Source organism: Curtobacterium sp. 18060 (genome assembly GCF_902706105.1).
GTDB lineage: Bacteria > Actinomycetota > Actinomycetes > Actinomycetales > Microbacteriaceae > Curtobacterium.
Genome location: NZ_CACSJV010000064.1, coordinates 1 through 18,217 on the forward strand (window position 1 = coordinate 1; position 18,217 = coordinate 18,217).

The following is an 18,217-nucleotide window of genomic DNA, read 5'->3' on the forward strand; positions in this document are numbered from 1 at the left end:
CTCATGCGGTGGGGGTTCCTTCCACGGTGCGGGTTCCTTCCGCGGCGGGATCGGGGTCAGGGAGTGCGGGTGCCGGGGTGGAGGCCACCGCGCGTGCGGTCGCCTCGGGTCCGTCGTGGGTCAGCGGCACGGGCAGCGGGTGCTCCGAGCGGTCGACGTGCGGCAGGGACCGGAGCGATCGTTCCAGGTGCCACTGGGCGTAGGCCGCGACCACGCCGGAGGCCCGCGACCGCGTCCGTTCGTCGGTGGCGTCGACGCTCACCCAGTCGCCGGCGAGCAGCGAACCGAGCACGCCGAGGGTCGCCGGGTCGAGCCGCGGCGTGCCGGGGGGCGCAGCCCGGTCGGCGACGACCCCGCCGAGCTGCACCACGAAGGCGGAGTGCGGCCCGGGCTCTCCCGTGACCGCGCAGTCGCTGAACGACGGCGCCCACCCCGCGATGCTCATCGCACGGAGCAGGTAGGAGTCGAGCGTGGCGCTGGAGTGGTGCTCACCGCGCGACAGCGACCGCAGCGCGCCGACGAGCAACAGGTACTGCTGCAGCCCGGCGTCGGCCTCGCTCAGGCGGTCGGCGGTCTCGACCATGGCGCTGGCCGCCGTGTACGCGCCGTAGTCGGCGACGATCTGCGCCCCGTAGGCCCCGAGCGACTCGGCCTGCGTGACGATGTCGAGCGAGCGGCCCTCGTAGAACTGGGCGTCGACGACCATGAACGGCTCGAGCCGACTGCCGAACTTCGACGCCGTCCGCCGCACGCCCTTGGCCACCGCACGGATCTTGCCGTGCTGCCGGCTGAGCATGGTGACGATGCGGTCGGCTTCCCCGAGCTTGTGGGTGCGCAACACGACGCACTCGTCCCGGTACAGCGGCATGCCCCCAGTATCCCCCGCCCCGCCGACACCGCGTGCGGCGCGCAGCGCGCAGCGCGTGCGCGCCGCGCGCAGGGGTACCGAGCGGAATCGGGCGTACCTGGTCGAAAGAAACGATCAGGTACGCCCGATTCGACTTGCCATCGCGCGTGACGGGGGAAAGACCGGGCACAGACGGGAGGCTCCCCACCGGGCACGGCCGGTCCGCCGCTGGCGCGTCGGCCCGGAACCGGCCGGCGTGGGCCCAGGTGCAGGACGGACCTGCACCGCGCCTCCCGGCCTGGTCGCGTCTCAGGCGGAGACGAGCCTCCCGGTCTGGTCGCGTCTCAGGCGGAGACGAGCTCCGGCGAGTCGGCGCCGGCAGCAGCACCGGCGCGCACCGCGCGGTTCACCGCGGACACGATCGCCTTGAGCGAGGCCGTCGAGATGTCGGCGTCGATGCCGACGCCCCACAGGCGCACGCCGTCGACGTCGAGCTCGACGTACGACGCCGCCTTGGCGTCACCGGAGGCGCTCATCGTGTGCTCCGAGTAGTCGTACAGCGTGACCTGGACGCCCTGCTCGGCGAGGACCTTGAGGAACGCGTCGATCGGACCGGTGCCCACGGCGTCGGCGGTGACGGAGCCCTCGTCGACGCGGAGTGCGACCGACAGCGAGGTCGTGCCGTCGAAGTCGCTCGAGGTCGCCGTCTTGGTGAGCTCGTACCGGCCCCACTTGTCGTCGTCGGTCGAGGCGGGCAGGTACTCGTCCTGGAACACGTCCCAGATGCGCTGCGACGAGAACTCGCCGCCCTCGGTGTCGGTGTGCCGCTGCACGACGCCGGAGAACTCGATCTGCAGCTTGCGGGGCAGGTCGAGGGCGTGGTCGGTCTTGAGCAGGTACGCGACGCCGCCCTTGCCGGACTGCGAGTTGACGCGGATGACGGCCTCGTACGACCGGCCGATGTCCTTCGGGTCGACGGGCAGGTACGGCACCGCCCACTCGATCTCGTCGATGTCCTTGCCCGCGGCGGCGGCCTTGGCCTTCATCGCCTCGAAGCCCTTGTTGATGGCGTCCTGGTGCGAACCGCTGAACGCCGTGTAGACGAGGTCGCCCGCCCACGGCTGACGCTCCGGCACCGGCAGCTGGTTGCAGTACTCGACGGTGCGCTTCACCTGGTCGATGTCCGCGAACGAGATCTCCGGGTCGATGCCCTGCGTGAACAGGTTCATGCCCAGCGCGACGAGGTCGACGTTGCCGGTGCGCTCACCGTTGCCGAACAGGCAGCCTTCGATGCGGTCCGCGCCGGCCATGTAGCCCAGCTCGGCGGCGGCGACGGCGGTGCCGCGGTCGTTGTGCGGGTGCAGCGACAGGATGACGTCCTGGCGGTGCGCGAGGTTGCGCGACATCCACTCGATCGAGTCGGCGTAGACGTTCGGCGTCGCCATCTCGACGGTGGCCGGCAGGTTGATGATGACCTTGCGGTCGGGGGTGGGCTCGAAGACCTCGAGCACGGCGTTGCAGATCTGCAGCGCGACCTCGAGCTCGGTGCCCGTGTAGGACTCCGGCGAGTACTCGTAGTAGACCGTCGTGTCGTGCTGCAGCGTCGCCTCGGCCGCCTTGCACAGCTTCGCGCCGGCCACCGCGATGTCGACGACACCCTGCACGTCGGTGCGGAAGACGACCTCGCGCTGCACGATCGACGTCGAGTTGTACAGGTGGACGATGGCCTGCTTCGCGCCGTCGATCGCCTCGTACGTGCGCTGGATGAGGTGCTCACGCGCCTGGGTCAGCACCTGGATGGTGACGTCGTCGGGGATCGCGCCCTCGTCGATCAGGCTGCGGACGAAGTCGAAGTCGGTCTGCGAGGCGCTCGGGAACCCGACCTCGATCTCCTTGTAGCCCATGCCGACGAGCAGGTCGAACATGGCGCGCTTGCGCTCGGCGTCCATCGGGTCGATGAGGGCCTGGTTGCCGTCACGCAGGTCGACCGCACACCAGCGCGGGGCCCGCTCGATGCGCTTCGTCGGCCAGGTGCGGTCAGGCAGGTCGACCGCGATCTGTTCGTGGAAGGGGACGTACTTGTGGATCGGCATCCCGGAGGGCTGCTGCGTGTTCTGCATCGTTCGTCGCTTTCGTGTGCTCTGGGTGAGGGCGGCCACGACGGACTCCGCGACGAGGTGGGCCGGTGTGTCAGGCCTCGTCGCGGCAGCGAAGGAGGAGGAGTGCCGAGTACATCGAGTCCACGGTAGCACCGGCGGGCTGCTGTGTGACAAGCGCGTCGGTGGTCGGCGCCCGAGTGGTCACGACATGCCGCCGGTCGGTCGCCGAGGTTCCACGAAGCGTCGCCAGCGCCGCCGAGAACTGCAGATCGTGGAACCTCGGCGAACGCGAGCGGCGTGGCGGGCGCGGGCGCCGCGGGCGCCGGCGCGGCGGTGGACGCACGGAACGACGGACGGGAGGCACGGTGCAAGCTGGCACCGTGCCTCCCGTCCGCCGCGTGGTGCGACCAGAGCGCGGCGTCAGTCGACCGCGAGCGCCTCGGTCGGGGGCACGCGCATCGCGCGCCGCACCGGCGCGATCGTCGCGACGACCGCCAGCACGAGCGCCCCGACGACGACGATCCCGATGGTGAGCGGCGGCAGCACGGGCGTGACCGGGTGCCCGAGCGACCCGAGCAGCGTCTGCCCGCCGACCCATCCGTAGAAGGTGCCGAGCACGAGCCCCGAGACGACGGCCGCGACGACCATCTGCACGGCCTCGGTCACGATCATCCGGCGGACCTGTGCCCCGGTGAGTCCGAGCACCCGCAGCAGCCCGAGCTCGCGTCGGCGCTGCAGGACCCCGAGTGCCAGCGCGTTGACGACCCCGACGGCGGCGATCACGGCGGAGAACCCGACGATGACGCTGACGACGGCGTTCAGCTGCACGAAGAAGTCGCGCTGCGCCTGCACCATCTCGGTCGTCATCTGGCCCTGCCCCATCTGCTCGAGCTGGGCCTCGAGCACGTGCTGCATGATCCCCAGTGCGACGGCGAAGGTGACGAGCAGCGTGACGCCGATGACGAGCCCGATCGTCGCCCGCGAGGACCGACCCGGCGCACGCATGGCGTTGCGGCCGGCGAGCAGGACGACGGGGTCGTGCGAGCCGATCCGGCCGATGAGCTGCAGCACCGGCGGCATCACGATTGTCGCTCCGACGGCGACGCCGGCGAACGACACGAACCCGCCGAGGGCCGCCGGCAGCACCGCGATCGGCGAGCTCGCGCTGACCGCGAGCCCGATGAGCATGAGCCCCGCGCCGCTGGCCATGAGCACGATGGCCCAGACCTTGCGGGCCGTGCCGGAGCGGACGTCGTCGTGGCTCGGTTCGACGCTCGAGGACAGCGCCTCGAGCGGAGTGACGGTCAGCACCCGGCGGGAGCCCGCGGCGAAGGCCCCCCAGGTCGCCAGGACCACGGCCACGACGGGCAGCACGAGCTCCCACGGCAGGAGCGTGTAGTCGGTGTCGGGCAGGAACCCGTTGCCGCGCAGGACGACCACGAACACCGCGGACAGCCCGGTTCCCACGACGGCGCCGATCAGTCCGCCGAGCACTCCGACGACCAGTCCGGTCCGGGTGATCCGGGCCCGGAGCGTGGCGCCGGTGGCACCGACGAGCCGCTGCAAGGCGATGATGCGGGTCTGCCCGGCGATGAGGGTCGCGCAGGTGTTGGCGGTGACGATCGCGCCGACGTACAGCGCGATGCCGAGGAACAGCCACCCGACCACCGACAGGATCGACTTGACCGGCCCGAGGTCGGCGAGCCCGGCGGCGCCGAGCGCCTCGGTCACGATGCCCGGGGCGATGACGAGTGCCGAGCCGAACGTGGTGCCGAGCGCCGCGACCAGCACGGTCGGGGCGAAGGAGCGGACGCCGTTCACGCTGCCGCCTCCATCCCCAGCATCGTGGTGGAGATCGCGCCGGCGTCCATCGCCGGGCGGTCGGCGACGACCCGGCCGTCGGCGAGGAACAGGATCCGGTCGGCGTTGGCGGCGGCGACGGGGTCGTGCGTCACCATGACGACGCTCTGGCCCCACTCCTGCACGGCCCCGCGCAGGATCGCGAGCACGTCACGGCCGGTGCGCGAGTCGAGGGCTCCGGTCGGCTCGTCGGCGACGACGACTGCCGGCCGCGAGGCGAGTGCCCGGGCGATGGCGACCCGCTGCTGCTGCCCACCCGACAGCTGGTGCGGTCGGTGCGAGAGCCGGTTGCCGAGTCCGAGCTGGTCGACCAGGCGGTCGATCCACGCGCTCTCGTCCGTCGACGGCTTGTGCCCGCCGAGCAGGAACGGCAGCCGGATGTTCTCGCTGACGTCGAGCGTCGGCACCAGGTTGAACGACTGGAACACGAACCCGAGCCGGCGGCGACGGAGCTCGGTCAGGTCCTTGTCGCCGAGCCCCGTGATGTCGACCCCGTCGATCTCGATGCGGCCCGCGGACACCGCGTCGAGACCCGCGGCGACGTGCATGAGCGTCGACTTGCCGGACCCGGACGGCCCCATCACTGCGGTGAACTCCCCCGCGCCGATGTCGACGCTGACGTCGTCGAGCGCCGTCACCCGGCGCGCGGCGTCGCCGTAGTGCTTGGACACGTGGTCGAGTCGGATGATCGGAGCGTGGCTGGTGGTCATGCACCAACGATGGCGTCCGGGAGGCCCGCCCCGCGTCCGTCGGGCGGCTCCTGTGGATGAGCCGCTCGGCTCGACTTCCTGTGGACGGGTCATCCGATCGGATGACGTCCGTCAGTCGGCCTTGCTCACCAGCCCGTGCTCGTGCGCGAACACGACGAGGCGCACGCGGTCGCGGAGTCCGAGCTTCGTCAGGACCCGCGAGATGTGGGTCTTCACGGTCGCCTCGCTGACGTACTCGTGCTGCGCGATCTCGCTGTTGCTGAAGCCGCGGGCCGCCAGGTCGAAGATCTCGCGCTCGCGCGGGGTGAGGTCGTCGAACGTCGCCGGCACGGTGGCGGCCTGCTCGACGGAGTCGTCGTAGCGCCGCAGGAGTTCCCGCGTCGCCGAGGCCGCGAAGACCGCGGTGCCGGCGTGCACGGTCCGCACGGCGGCGAGCAGGAACTCGGGGTCGGCGTCCTTCAGCACGAAGCCGCTCGCCCCGGCCCGGATGGCCTTCGCCGCGGCCTCGTCGAAGTCGAACGTGGTCAGGACGAGCACCTTCGCGCCGTCGGTGCCGGCCTGTTCGACGATGTGCGCGGTCGCCGTGATGCCGTCCATCACGGGCATCCGGACGTCCATGAGCACGACGTCCGGTCGGGTGCGCCGGACGAGTTCGACGCCCTCGGCACCGTCGCCCGCCTCGCCCACGAAGTGCAGGTCGGGTTGGGAGCCGATGAGCATCCGGATGCCGGTGCGGAAGAGTGCCTGGTCGTCGACGAGGGCGACGCGGATGCGGCCGTCGGCCGGCGGGGTGGTGGTCATCGGGCGGTGCGCTCCTGCTCGGTCGGACTGATGGTCGGGGCGGGGGCCGACTCGGCGGTCGGGCCCGCAGCCGGGCTCGCGGCCCGGCTCGCGGTCGGGCTCGCGGTCGGGCTCGCGGTCGGTGTGATGCGCCCGCGGGGCATCTGCCCGCTCGCGGGGACGGCGGGCATGCGGACGGCGACCTCGAAGTCGGGGCCACGGACACCGGCGGTCATCGTGCCGCCGGTCATGGTGGCACGCTCGCGCATGCCGACCAGGCCGTGCCCGGTGCCGGGACCCCGGGTGCCGTCGTCGGCGCGGCGGTTCACCACCGCGATCTCGACGGTGTCCGGGCGGTAGGTCAGTGATGCGTGCACCGGTGTGCCGGGCTCACCGTGCTTGTAGGCGTTCGTCAGGCTCTCCTGCACGATCCGGTACACCGCGAGCTGCGTCGTGGTGGGGAGGCCGGTCGGGTCGCCCTCGCGCTCGACCCGGACGTCGAGGCCGACCTGGCGCATCTCGCCGACGAGCCGGTCGATGTCGTCGATCTCCGGCGTCGGGACGGTCCCCTGCTCGTGCCGCAGCGCGCCGAGGAGCTCGCGGACGTCGCCGAGGGCCCGGCGGGCGGTGGTCGAGATGGTGCCGAGGGCCTGGTCCGCGACGGCGGGGTCGGCCTTCAGTGCGTAGCGGGCACCGTCCGCCTGGGCGATGACGACCGCGAGCGAGTGCGCGACGATGTCGTGCATGTCCCGGGCGATGCGCACACGCTCCTGTTCGACCGCGACCGCTCGGTCGGCACGGGCGGCGTCGCGCTCGGCGAGCAGCTGGGCCTCGCGGCTCATGCTCGCCGACCGGCGGGTGCGGACCACGAGGCCCGCCAACCACGGCAGGAGCAGCAGGAGCAGGACGACGGCGAAGTACGAGACCGTGACCTGCACCGACTCCTGGAACGGGGTCGAAGCGGTGTCGATCGTCAACCGGTTGCGGTAGTCGTCGACGCCGATGTACAGGGCCGCGGTGACGGACCCGACGATCGCCGAGACGAGTCCTGCCAGCCGCACCCGCCGGCTGCCGTAGGCGCTCGTCGTGTAGAGCACCGCGGCGATGAAGGCGTTCGACAGGTCGGGCATCTGGACCGTGACCATCTCGAAGACCGCGAACACCCACGCGACGGCCAGTGCGAGTCCGGGCGACAGCCGTCGGAGCGCGAGGGCAGCGGTCATGCCGACGACCGTGACGATCGCGAGCGGGGAGTCCATGCCCCGCGCCGAGGTGATCAGCACGAGCGAGCCGAGCACCACGGCGATGACGACGTCGGTGATGACCTGCGCGCGCAGCATGGGACGGAACACGCGTCCACGGTACGGCGCTCGGCTCACGGGCGCGTCCCTCGTGTGGATGACTCCTGGCGCCGGACGCTCAGAAGCCGAGGCGTCCGAGCTGCTTGGGGTCACGCTGCCACTCCTTGGCGACCTTCACACGGATGTTGAGGTACACGTGCCGACCGCCGAGCAGCGACTCGATCTCGACGCGGGCGCGGGAGCCGACGTCCTTCAGGCGCTCCCCCTTGTGGCCGATGACGATCGCCTTCTGGCTGTCGCGCTCGACGAACAGGTTCGCGAAGATGCGCAGCGGCCCGTCGGCGTCGTCGTCCTCGTCCGGCTCGACGATGTCCTCGATCACGACGGCGAGCGAGTGCGGCAGTTCGTCGCGGACGCCCTCGAGCGCGGCTTCGCGGATGAGTTCGCTGATGCGCTCCTCGTCGGTCTCCTCGGTCACGGCCGACGAGTCGTACAGCTGGGGCGACTCCGGCAGCAACGAGGTGATCTCGCCGAGGAGGTCCTCGAGCTGCAGGCCCTTCGTGCCCGACGTCGGGATGATCGAGTCCCAGTCGCGGAGTCGGGAGACGGCCAGCAGCTGCTCGCCGACCTTGTCCTTCGAGGTGCGGTCGATCTTGGTGACGATCGCGACCTTCTTGGCCCGCGGGTACTGGTCGAGAGTGTCGTTGATGAAGCGGTCGCCCGGGCCGATCGGCTCGTTGGCGGGGACGCAGAACCCGATGACGTCGACGTCACCGAGCGTGGACTGCACCAGGTCATTGAGCCGCTCGCCGAGCAGGGTGCGGGGACGGTGCACGCCCGGGGTGTCGACGATGATGACCTGGCCGTCGGGCCGGTGCACGATGCCGCGGATCGCGCGACGGGTGGTCTGCGGCTTCGACGAGGTGATCGCGACCTTCTGGCCCACCAGCGCGTTCGTCAACGTGGACTTGCCCACGTTCGGACGCCCGACGAACGAGACGAAGCCCGCGCGGTAGGGCTTGCCCGAGGCGGTGGGGGTGGAGTCGGAGTCGGTCATGCGTGCGTGGTTCCCGTCGTGGTGGTGGCGTCGTCGAAGGCGTCCTCGACACCCGCGAGGGCGTCGGTGCGTTCGGCGAGCACGGTGATGAGGTGGCGGCGCTTGCCCTCGACCCGGTCGGCCGTCAGGACGACGCCGGAAACCGTGACCGTGTCGCCGGAGACCGCCAGGTGGCCGAGCTCCTTGGTGAGCAGACCGCCGGCGGTGTCGACGTCGTCGTCGTCGAGCTCGATGCCGAACAGGTCGCCGAGCTCGTCGACGGGCAGTCGGGCCGAGATGCGCCAGAGGCCGGGTTCGACCTCGACCCGGTCGACCACGGCGCGGTCGTACTCGTCGGAGATGTCGCCGACGAGCTCTTCGATGAGGTCCTCCATCGTGACGAGACCGGCGACGCCGCCGTACTCGTCGACGACCAGGACCAGGTGGTTCTTCGCGACCTGCATGTGCCGCAGGGTGTCGTCGGCGGCCTTCGACTCCGGCACGAACTCGGCCGGACGCAGCAGCCGGGTGACCCGCTCGCTGCCGGACCCCGGTCGCTCGTACAGCGCCCGCGACACGTCACGCAGGTACAGGACGCCGAGGACGTCGTCGCTGTCCTTGCCGGTGACGGGCATGCGGGACACCCCGGCGGCGAGGAACTGCTCCATGCCCGCGGCGAGCGTGTCCGAGCCGTCGACCGTGAGCATGTCGGTGCGCGGCACCATCACCTCGCGCACGAGGGTGTCGCTGAACTCGAAGACCGAGTGGATGAGTTCGCGGTCCTCGTCCTCGAGCACGTTGCTCTCGGTGGCCTCGTCGACGAGGGACAGCAGTTGTTCTTCGCTCGACACCGTCGAGGCGCTGCGGCCGCGGCCCGGGGTCACGCGGTCACCGATCCGGACGAGCAGACCGGCGAGCGGACCGAGCACGATCCGGACGGCGCGGACCAGGCCGCCGGTGGACGCCAGCAGCCGTTCGGCGTGCGCCCGTCCGACGCTGCGCGGACTCGACCCGACGAGCACGAACGACACGGCCGTCATGATCGCGGCGGAGACGATGAGCGCCACCCACCAGCTGTCGAACGCCCGCACCAGGGCGATCGTGACGAGCACGGCCGCAGCGGTCTCGGCGAGCACGCGGAAGAAGTTCAGGGCGTTGACGTGCGCGCCGACGTCGTCCGCGATCGCCTCGAGCGCACGACGACGCTTGTTGCCGCGGGCGATCTCGTCGAGGTCGGCACGGGACACCACGGAGAGCGCGGCGTCGCTCGCGGCGAGGAGCCCGCCGAGCACGACGAGCCCGAGCGCGACCGCGAGCAGACCGACGACGACGAGCATCGGCTACCGACCCCGGCGCTGGGCCGCGAAGGCCGTCAGGATCTCGCCCTGCAGCCCGAACATCTCGGCCTTCTCGTCCGGCTCGGCGTGGTCGAACCCGAGCAGGTGCAGTATGCCGTGGCAGGTGAGCAGCAGCATCTCGTCGGTGCTGGAGTGCCCGGCGGTCTTCGCTTGTTCCTCGGCGACCTGCGGGCAGAGCACGATGTCGCCGAGCAGGCCGGCGGGCGTGGGGTCCTCTTCGGTGCCCGGTCGGAGCTCGTCCATCGGGAAGCTCAGGACGTCGGTGGGGCCGGGCTCGTCCATCCACCGCACGTGCAGCTGCTCCATCGCGCCCTCGTCGACCAGGACGATCGCGAGTTCGGCGTCCGCGTGCACGTGCATCGCGTCGAGGGCGAACGCGGCGAGGCGCTGGATGGCGGCCTCGTCCACCTCGACCCCGGACTCGTTGTTGAGCTCGATGCTCACCGGTTGCCTCCTCGGGCGTCGTTCTGGGGGTACGGGGGTCGCTGGCGGTCCTGCGGCGGCCGACCACGGCGCTCGGCACGGTTGGCGCCGTCGGGGTTGCCGACCGGCGCGGTGCCCCGGCCACCGGGACGGTGACCGGCCTGCTCGGCAAGGCGTTCCTCGTCGTAGACGGTGTAGGCGTCGACGATGCGGCCGACGAGCGTGTGCCGCACGACGTCCTCGCTGCCGAGGCGGGCGAAGTGGATGTCCTCGACCGTCTCGAGGATCCGCGTCACGAGCCGGAGTCCGGACACGTTGCCCGGCAGGTCGACCTGGGTGATGTCACCCGTGACGACCATCTTCGAGCCGAACCCGAGACGGGTCAGGAACATCTTCATCTGCTCGGGTGTCGTGTTCTGTGCCTCGTCGAGGACGACGAACGAGTCGTTGAGCGTCCGGCCGCGCATGTACGCGAGCGGCGCGACCTCGACCGTGCCCGCAGCCAGCAGCTTCGGGACCAGCTCGGGGTCCATCATCTCGTTCAGGGCGTCGTAGAGCGGCCGCAGGTACGGGTCGATCTTGTCGGTGAGCGTGCCCGGCAGGAACCCGAGCCGCTCGCCGGCCTCGACCGCGGGACGGGTCAGGATGATCCGGGTGACCTCGCGCCGCTGCAGGGCCTGCACGGCCTTCGCCATCGCCAGGTAGGTCTTGCCGGTGCCGGCGGGGCCGATGCCGAACGTGATGGTGTGCTCGTCGATGGCGTCGACGTAGGCGCGCTGGCCGTCGGTCTTCGGCCGCACGGACTTGCCGCGGCTCGACACGATCGGCGTGCCGAAGGTGTCGGACGGCTTGCGGTCGTCGTCGAGGATCCGTGCCGACATCGGGATGTCCGACGGGCCGATGTCCTGCCCGCGCTTGACCATGCCGACGAGTTCGTCGACGAGCGCCTTCGCCCGCGCGACCCCGCGCTCGGGCCCGGTGAGCGTGACCTCGTTGCCGCGGACGACGACCTTGACGCCCGGGTACTGCCGTTCGACGGTCTTCAGCAGGCGGTCCTGGGGACCGAGGAGCTGGACCATGGCGATGCCGTCGACCTGGAGGGCGACGGAGACGACCTGGTCGTCGTCGGTGGTGGGCTGTGCTGGTTCGTTAGCCGGCAAGGGTGCCTTCCTGCAGTTCACCTGCGAGTACGTGCGCGTGCACGTGGAACACGGTCTGACCGGCGGCTTCGCCGGTGTTGAAGACGAGACGGAACTGGCCGCCGGCGCGCTCGTTGGCGATGCGCTGCGCGGTGGCGACCAGGTGGGCGAGGAGGTCGGGGTCACCGGCCGCGAGTTCGGCGACGTTCGCGTACTGCTCGGTCTTGGGGATGACCAGCACGTGGACGGGTGCCTTCGGGGCGATGTCCTCGATCGCGATCACGCGGTCGTCCTCGGCGACGACGGTCGCCGGGATCTCGCGCGCGATGATCTTGCTGAAGACGCTGGGCGTGCTGGTGCTCATGACTCCATCGTAGAACGCAGGACCGACCTCGGGCCTTCCATCACCAGCGCCCGAGTCCGGCCTGCAGGATCGCGAGTGCCGCGGGACCGGCGGTCGACGTCCGCAGTACGCTGTCGCCGAGCCGGACCCTGATCGCTCCCGCGGCTTCGAGCCGCTCGAGCTCGGAGGCGTCGATGCCGCCCTCCGGCCCCACCACGAGGGCGATCTCGTCGAGGTCCGCCGTCGGTTCCCAGGTCGCGAGCCGCACGGTCGCGGTGGGGTCGAGCACGAGCACCGCAGCACCGGCACCGAGCGCGGCGACGAGCTGCGCCGTCGTGACGAGCGGCCCGACCTCGGGCACCCGCGAGCGGATCGCCTGCTTCGCGGCCTCGTGCGCGATGGCCGTCCACCGCGTTCGACCCTTCTCGACCTTCGGGCCCTCCCACCGGGAGACGCTGCGCGCGGCGGACCACGGAACGATCCGGTCGACGCCGATCTCCGTCGACGCCTGCACCGCCATCTCGTCGCGGCCGCCCTTGGCGAGGGCCTGCACGAGCGTCAGCGACGGGACCGGCAGCGGGTCGACGGACAGCGATGCCACGGACAGCACCAGCGAGTCGCGGTCGACGGAGTCCACCGCACCGGACACGACAGTCCCCCGTCCGTCCGAGAGCCGCAGCGTCTCACCGACCCGCACCCGCGAGACGGTCACGGCGTGCCGCCCCTCTGCCCCGTCGAGCGTCACGGAGCCACCGACGGCGACCCCGTCGAGCGACTCCACGACGTAGAGCGATGCCATCAGAAGTTGAAGAAGCGGTCGCGGAGCTTGCCGAACATGCCCTGCTGGAACCGGGCGAGCTGCGGCGCCGACGCCTTGTGCGACTTCGCGAGCTGCTCGACGAGCTGGCGTTCCTTGTGCGAGAGCTTCGTCGGGGTGACGACCTGCACGCCGACCCGGAGGTCGCCGCGGCCGCTCCCGCGCAGCTTCGTGATGCCGCGGTCCTTGATCACCAGGACGTCCGCGCTCTGCACCCCGGGACGGATCTCGAGCTCGACGGGCCCGTCGAGTCCGTCGATCGTCGTGGTGGTGCCGAGCACGGCGTCGGTCATCGCGACCTCGAGGGTGGCGAGCAGGTCGTCACCGTCGCGGCTGAAGACGTCGTCGTGCCGCACCCGGATCTCCAGGTACAGGTCGCCGGAGGGGCCACCGGCGGGGCCGACCTCGCCCTGGCCGGGCATCTGCAGGCGCAGGCCCGAGTCGACGCCGGCGGGGACGTCGACCGGCACGGTGCGACGGGCGCGGACGCGGCCCTGACCCTGGCAGGTCGGGCAGGGGCTCGGGATGACGGTGCCGTAGCCGCGGCAGGTGCCGCACGGGGCGCTCGTCACGACGTTGCCCAGCAGCGAGCGGACCTGGCGCTGGATGTTGCCGGACCCGCCGCAGATGTCGCAGGTGCGCGGGCTGGTGCCGGGTGCGCAGCACGACCCGTGACAGGTCTCGCACAGGACGGCGGTGTCGACCTCGACGTCCTTGTGGGTGCCGAAGACGACCTCGTCGAGGTCGACGTCGATGCGGAGCAGGGCGTCCTGCCCGCGCTCGGCACGGCTGCGGGGACCACTGCCCCGGCCGCCACCGCCACCGCCGCCGAAGAAGGCGTCGAAGATGTCGCTGAACCCGCCGGCGCCGCCACCGAAGGGGCTGTCGGCCTGGGGCCCGGCGTCGTACCGGCGCCGCTGCTCCGGGTCGCTCAGGACGTCGTACGCGTGCGTGACGTCCTTGAACCGCTCGGCTGCCTCTGGGGCAGGGTTCACGTCCGGGTGGAGCTCACGCGCCAGGCGGCGGTAGGCCTTCTTGATGTCGGCATCGGAGGCGTCTCGCTGGACGCCGAGGACGTCGTAGTGGTCTGCCACGTATCCCTCAGTCGGTTGTGTTCGGTCGGTCGGTCGGTGTTGCAGTCGATCAGTGTTCGCCCAGGAGCTTGGACAGGTACCGTGCGACGGCGCGGACGGCAGCCATGTTCGTGCCGTAGTCCATCCGGGTCGGTCCCAGGACACCCAGGCGTGCCACCTCGCCGCCACCGGCGAGGTACCCGCCGGCGACGATGCTCGTGGCGTCGAGCCCGTACTCGGCGTTCTCGACGCCGATGCTGGCCGCCACCGCGATGTCGTCCACCTGCATCTCCCCGAACAACCGGAGCAGGGTGACTTGTTCCTCGATCGCTTCGAGCACCGGGAAGAGGCCGCCGGAGAAGTCCTGCTCGCTCTTCGCCAGGTTGGCGGCGCCGGCCATCACCAGGCGGTCCTGACGGTTCGCCGCGACCTGCTCGATGAGGGTCGCCACGACGACCCCGCCGAGCGCCTGGGCGTCGGGCCGGAGCTGTTGCGGCACCGCACGGAGCGCGGTGGGCACGTCCTGCAGCAGGAGCCCCACGGCCGCGCCGTTCAGCACGGTGCGGAGTTCGGTCAGCTGCGGCTCGTCGAGCGCGACGTCGGTCTCGACGACGCGTTGTTCGACCCGGGCGGTGTCGGTGATGAGCACGACCATGAGCCGCGCGTCGCCGAGGCGCACCAGCTCGACGTGCTGCACCCGGGCGCGCACCATCGAGGGGTACTGCACCAGGGCGACCTGGTTCGTGAGCTGGCTGAGCAGGCGGACGGTGCGGCCGAGGACCTCGTCGAGGTCGTTCGGGGCGCCGAGGAAGGTCTCGATGGCGTGCCGCTGCGCGCTCGTCAGCGGCCGGGCTGCGGCCAGGTGGTCGACGAACAGCCGGTAGCCCTTGTCGGTCGGCACCCGGCCGGACGAGGTGTGCGGCGCGACGATGAGCTGCTCGTCCTCGAGCAGGGCCATGTCGTTGCGGATCGTGGCGGCACTGACGCCGAAGGCGTGCCGCTCGACGATCGTCTTGGAGCCGACCGGTTCGCGGGACGCCACGTAGTCGCGCACGATGGCCTTCAGGACCTCGAGGCTGCGTTCACTGACCACGAGCGCTCCTTCCTGGTCGACCTGGCACTCGGACGTGTCGACTGCTGATCCTACGCCCGCACGACTGCACCCCCGATACGCTTCCGGCATGACCTACGGACAGCAGCCCGGTGGCCCGCAGAACCCCAACGGGCCCCAGTACCCGGGCGGGTACACCCCGCCGCAGCCGATGAGCCCGGAGGACCAGCGCCTCTGGGCCACGCTGACCCACATCGGCGGGATCTTCTTCAACTTCGTCGCCCCGCTCGTGGCGTACCTGGTGCTGCGCGACCGCGGCGGCTTCATCCGCGAGCACACCCGGGTCGCACTGAACTTCCACATCACCGTGGCGATCGCGTACATCGCGTGCGCCATCCTGAGCGTCGTGGTCATCGGCGCGTTGCTGTTCCCGATCGTCGTCGTGCTGACGATCGTCTTCGGCATCCTGGCGGCCGTCGCGGCGAACCGGGGCCAGTTCTACCGCTACCCCCTGTCGATCGAGTTCATCAAGCAGTAGGGACGCCGGTCAGTCCAGCAGCTCCCGCACCACCGCGTCGGCGAGCAGGCGACCCTGCAGGGTCAGGTCGATGCGTCCCCGCACCGCGGCCGACCCGTCCACGAGACCCCGTGCGATGAGTCCCGCGACCCGGCCACGGGCCTCCTGGCGGATCTCGCTCGTCGCGAGCTCGCCACGGACCCGCGCGGCGAGGAGCAGGCGCTCGACGTAGCGGGTCTCGTCGTCGATGACCTCGCGCCCGGCGGCCGGCGACTCGCCGGACAGCACCCGGTTCGCGTACGCGGCCGGGTGCTTGACGTTCCACCAGCGCGTGCCGGCGACCGCGGAGTGGGCGCCGGGGCCGACACCCCACCAGTCGTGGCCCTTCCAGTACGACAGGTTGTGGCGACTCGCGTGCGCGTCGCCACGGGCCCAGTTCGACACCTCGTACCAGGAGTACCCGGCGTCGCCGAGCACCTGGTCGGCGAGCTCGTACATGTCGGCGGCCAGGTCGTCGTCGGGGGCCGGGAGCTCCCCGCGCGCGACCATGCGGCCCATCGCGGTGCCGTCCTCGACGATGAGTGAGTAGGCCGAGACGTGGTCCGGCTCGCAGGCCAACGCGGCGTCGAGCGAGGTGCGCCAGTCGTCGAGGGACTCCCCCGGCGTCGAGTAGATGAGGTCGAGGGAGACGTCGAGGCCCTGCTGCTTCGCGAGGTCGACGACGACCGGCACGCGCAACGGGTCGTGTGTGCGGTCGAGGGTCGCGAGGACGTGCGGCACCGCGGACTGCATGCCGTAGCTGATCCGGTTGAACCCGCCCTCGCGCAGTGTCTGCAACGAGGACGCGTCGACCGAGTCAGGGTTCGCCTCGGTCGTGACCTCGGCGCCGGGCAGGATCCCCCACGTGTCGTCGATGGCCCGCAGGATCATCGCCAGGTCGGACGCCGGCAGCATCGTCGGGGTCCCGCCGCCGAAGAACACGGTCGACACGGGCCGGCGCGGGACGCCGGAGCGGTCGAGCACGGTCGCGGCCCACTCGATCTCCCGCACGGCGTGGCCGGCGTAGTCGTCGCGGCGCACGCCGCGGAGCTCGGACGCCGTGTACGTGTTGAAGTCGCAGTAGCCGCAGCGCACCCGGCAGAACGGCACGTGGACGTAGACCCCGAACGGCACGGCCGCCGGGTCGGAACCGGCGGCGGAGCCCGCCGCGGCTCGCGGCACGATCAGTCCGTCAGCGGGTGCCGGATCGGCGATCGGGAGAGCACTCGGCATGGAGTCCATTGTCCGTCATGATGGACGCATGGAGCACCACCCCGTCCCCACCACGGTCCTGTGGGACATCGACGGCACCCTCGTGATGAACGCGTCGTCCCCGGGCAACCTCTACCACCTCGCGCTCGAGCGTGCGGTCGGCCGCGACCTCACCCTGCGCGTCGGGCACCAGCACGGTCGGACCGATGCCGGGCTCATCGCCGAGCACGTCCGTGCCCACGCGTTCGAGGACACGATCATCCCGACGGTCAGCCGCCACCTGCGCGACCTCACCGCCGAGCGGCACGCCTCAGGCGACCACCGGTCCCCCGTCCCCGGCGCCACCGCGCTGCTCACCCGCTTCGCGGAGCTCGGGTGGCGGAACGGCCTGCTCACCGGGAACTCCGAGTACCGCGCACGCGTCAAGCTGGCCGGTGCCGGGTTCGACGAGGGCCTGTTCGACTGGGACCACTCCTACTTCGGCGACACCGAGGTGGAGCGTGCGGACGTCACCACCCGCGCGGCGGCGGAGCTCGCCGGCACCCGTGCCGTGATCGTCGGCGACACCCCGCGTGACGGCGAGGCCGCGGACGCCGCCGGCATCCCCTTCCTGGCGGTCGCCACCGGGGTGTTCGACGTCGAGGCGTTGCGGGTCACCAACGCGGTCACGGTCGCGCGGGACTGCCGGGTCGACGCCGCGCTGATCGAGGACGCCATCGCGGCGCTGCCGCCACTGCGCTGACCCAGCGTGCACGCGCACAAAGCACACGCACGCAAGCACGCGCACGCAAGCACGCGGGCGCTCGCCAGCACGCGCTCGCCGCTAGTCGCCCCGCAGCGCCGCCAGGTACTGCTCCGCCATCACCTTCTGCTGCCGACGCAGCAGCGGCGCGACGAACTGCCACTTCCGGCTCGACGGCTGCGAGAACTGCCGGATCTGCAGCCACACGGAACCGTCCGACGTGCGCTCGACGACGAACGACTCCTCGCCGGAGAGCGGGTGCCCCTCGAGCGTGCCGTACGCGAAGCCCTTGCGGTCGTGCTCGTCGATGATCGACACGACCCGCACGGGCGCCTGCACGGTCCGCCCGAAGGCGTGCATCGTGAGCGTCGCCGACGTGCCGGCGGTCACGAGCGGGGTGCCGTCCGGCGCGAACTTCTCGACCCGCGGCGTGCCGATCGAGGCCGGGGCGATCGGGACGCCGTCGTCGTCGAAGGTCACCGGGTTGTACCGGACCTCGTCGTCGTCGGGCTGTTCCTCGACGCGCACACGGATGCCACTGCGCTCCTGGATCTGCCACGTCAGGGCCTGCGTCACCGCGGTCTCGAACCGCTGGTCGCCGTGCCCGATCCGGGCACGCGACTCGGTGGGGGTGAACCCCTCGGGCGGGTACGTCATGAGGTCCGACGCCTGGGTCGCCCCCACCGCGCCGTAGGTCAGGGCGGTCCGGTAGCTCCCGCGGATGCTCATGCCGCCAGCCTACTTGCGCCTGCCCCGTCGGATCGAACCGATCACCGCTCAGGTCGCGTCGACCGGGTCGCGTCGTCCGGTTCGCGTGCACCCCGAACTGGAGGCCCGACACCCGCCCGCTCCGCCCCTATCGTTGCAGCG

At 71.4% G+C, this 18,217-nt stretch carries 18 protein-coding genes; 2 read left to right on the forward strand and 16 right to left on the reverse strand.

The annotated features are described in order from the left end of the window. Window position 1: 1 nt before the first annotated feature. The 14 genes from recO to hrcA form a co-directional block, all read right to left on the reverse strand. Window positions 2-868, reverse strand: coding sequence for a DNA repair protein RecO (gene recO, locus GVL05_RS18135; protein ID WP_123292558.1), 867 nt, complete (start codon window positions 866-868; stop codon window positions 2-4). A gap of 323 nt (window positions 869-1,191) precedes the next feature. Continuing rightward, the gene (gene leuA / locus GVL05_RS18140; protein ID WP_159574049.1) at window positions 1,192-2,967 is read right to left on the reverse strand and encodes a 2-isopropylmalate synthase; all 1,776 of its coding nucleotides are present in this window, start codon (window positions 2,965-2,967) and stop codon (window positions 1,192-1,194) included. A gap of 399 nt (window positions 2,968-3,366) precedes the next feature. After that, the gene (locus GVL05_RS18145) at window positions 3,367-4,767 is read right to left on the reverse strand and encodes an ABC transporter permease (protein ID WP_159574050.1); all 1,401 of its coding nucleotides are present in this window, start codon (window positions 4,765-4,767) and stop codon (window positions 3,367-3,369) included. Further along, a complete protein-coding gene (locus GVL05_RS18150) occupies window positions 4,764-5,516 on the reverse strand; it encodes an ABC transporter ATP-binding protein (protein WP_159574051.1) in 753 nt (250 codons plus the stop codon). Before GVL05_RS18150 ends, GVL05_RS18145 begins: the two co-directional genes overlap by 4 nt. A 111-nt stretch (window positions 5,517-5,627) precedes the next feature. Further along, window positions 5,628-6,317, reverse strand: coding sequence for a response regulator transcription factor (locus GVL05_RS18155; RefSeq protein ID WP_111085737.1), 690 nt, complete (start codon window positions 6,315-6,317; stop codon window positions 5,628-5,630). Next, window positions 6,314-7,648 carry a histidine kinase gene (locus tag GVL05_RS18160; RefSeq protein WP_235036056.1) on the reverse strand — a complete coding sequence of 445 codons (1,335 nt, stop codon included), beginning with the start codon at window positions 7,646-7,648 and terminating at the stop codon, window positions 6,314-6,316. Before GVL05_RS18160 ends, GVL05_RS18155 begins: the two co-directional genes overlap by 4 nt. A 67-nt stretch (window positions 7,649-7,715) precedes the next feature. Then, window positions 7,716-8,654 carry a GTPase Era gene (era, locus tag GVL05_RS18165; RefSeq protein WP_123292554.1) on the reverse strand — a complete coding sequence of 313 codons (939 nt, stop codon included), beginning with the start codon at window positions 8,652-8,654 and terminating at the stop codon, window positions 7,716-7,718. Beyond that, window positions 8,651-9,970 carry a hemolysin family protein gene (locus GVL05_RS18170; RefSeq protein ID WP_159574052.1) on the reverse strand — a complete coding sequence of 440 codons (1,320 nt, stop codon included), beginning with the start codon at window positions 9,968-9,970 and terminating at the stop codon, window positions 8,651-8,653. Before GVL05_RS18170 ends, era begins: the two co-directional genes overlap by 4 nt. 3 nt (window positions 9,971-9,973) lie before the next feature. Beyond that, a complete protein-coding gene (ybeY, locus tag GVL05_RS18175) occupies window positions 9,974-10,435 on the reverse strand; it encodes an rRNA maturation RNase YbeY (protein WP_111085740.1) in 462 nt (153 codons plus the stop codon). Continuing rightward, the gene (locus tag GVL05_RS18180; protein ID WP_235036057.1) at window positions 10,432-11,493 is read right to left on the reverse strand and encodes a PhoH family protein; all 1,062 of its coding nucleotides are present in this window, start codon (window positions 11,491-11,493) and stop codon (window positions 10,432-10,434) included. The genes ybeY and GVL05_RS18180 overlap by 4 nt, the downstream gene beginning before the upstream one ends. A 70-nt stretch (window positions 11,494-11,563) precedes the next feature. After that, complete coding sequence (locus GVL05_RS18185; protein WP_159574054.1) at window positions 11,564-11,917, reverse strand: histidine triad nucleotide-binding protein; 354 nt, start codon at window positions 11,915-11,917, stop codon at window positions 11,564-11,566. Window positions 11,918-11,957: 40 nt separating this feature from the next. Beyond that, window positions 11,958-12,695 (reverse strand): 16S rRNA (uracil(1498)-N(3))-methyltransferase, encoded by a 738-nt coding sequence (locus tag GVL05_RS18190; protein WP_159574055.1) that lies wholly within the window; start codon window positions 12,693-12,695, stop codon window positions 11,958-11,960. Beyond that, on the reverse strand, window positions 12,695-13,807 hold the full coding sequence (dnaJ, locus tag GVL05_RS18195; protein ID WP_111085744.1) for a molecular chaperone DnaJ: 1,113 nt from the start codon (window positions 13,805-13,807) through the stop codon (window positions 12,695-12,697). The genes GVL05_RS18190 and dnaJ overlap by 1 nt, the downstream gene beginning before the upstream one ends. A 49-nt stretch (window positions 13,808-13,856) precedes the next feature. Continuing rightward, a complete protein-coding gene (hrcA, locus tag GVL05_RS18200) occupies window positions 13,857-14,879 on the reverse strand; it encodes a heat-inducible transcriptional repressor HrcA (protein WP_159574056.1) in 1,023 nt (340 codons plus the stop codon). A gap of 88 nt (window positions 14,880-14,967) precedes the next feature. Between hrcA and GVL05_RS18205 the strand changes: the two genes are divergently transcribed. After that, window positions 14,968-15,375 carry a DUF4870 domain-containing protein gene (locus tag GVL05_RS18205; RefSeq protein ID WP_228505123.1) on the forward strand — a complete coding sequence of 136 codons (408 nt, stop codon included), beginning with the start codon at window positions 14,968-14,970 and terminating at the stop codon, window positions 15,373-15,375. 9 nt (window positions 15,376-15,384) lie between these two features. Here the strand turns inward: GVL05_RS18205 and hemW are convergent, their stop codons facing one another. Beyond that, a complete protein-coding gene (gene hemW, locus GVL05_RS18210; RefSeq protein ID WP_123292547.1) occupies window positions 15,385-16,626 on the reverse strand; it encodes a radical SAM family heme chaperone HemW in 1,242 nt (413 codons plus the stop codon). Between the two features lie 28 nt (window positions 16,627-16,654). Here hemW and GVL05_RS18215 point away from each other — a divergent pair, with 28 nt between their 5' ends. Then, the gene (locus tag GVL05_RS18215; RefSeq protein WP_159574057.1) at window positions 16,655-17,347 is read left to right on the forward strand and encodes an HAD family hydrolase; all 693 of its coding nucleotides are present in this window, start codon (window positions 16,655-16,657) and stop codon (window positions 17,345-17,347) included. Between the two features lie 81 nt (window positions 17,348-17,428). Here the strand turns inward: GVL05_RS18215 and GVL05_RS18220 are convergent, their stop codons facing one another. Further along, window positions 17,429-18,076 carry a DUF1990 family protein gene (locus GVL05_RS18220; RefSeq protein ID WP_111085748.1) on the reverse strand — a complete coding sequence of 216 codons (648 nt, stop codon included), beginning with the start codon at window positions 18,074-18,076 and terminating at the stop codon, window positions 17,429-17,431. Window positions 18,077-18,217: the final 141 nt, after the last annotated feature.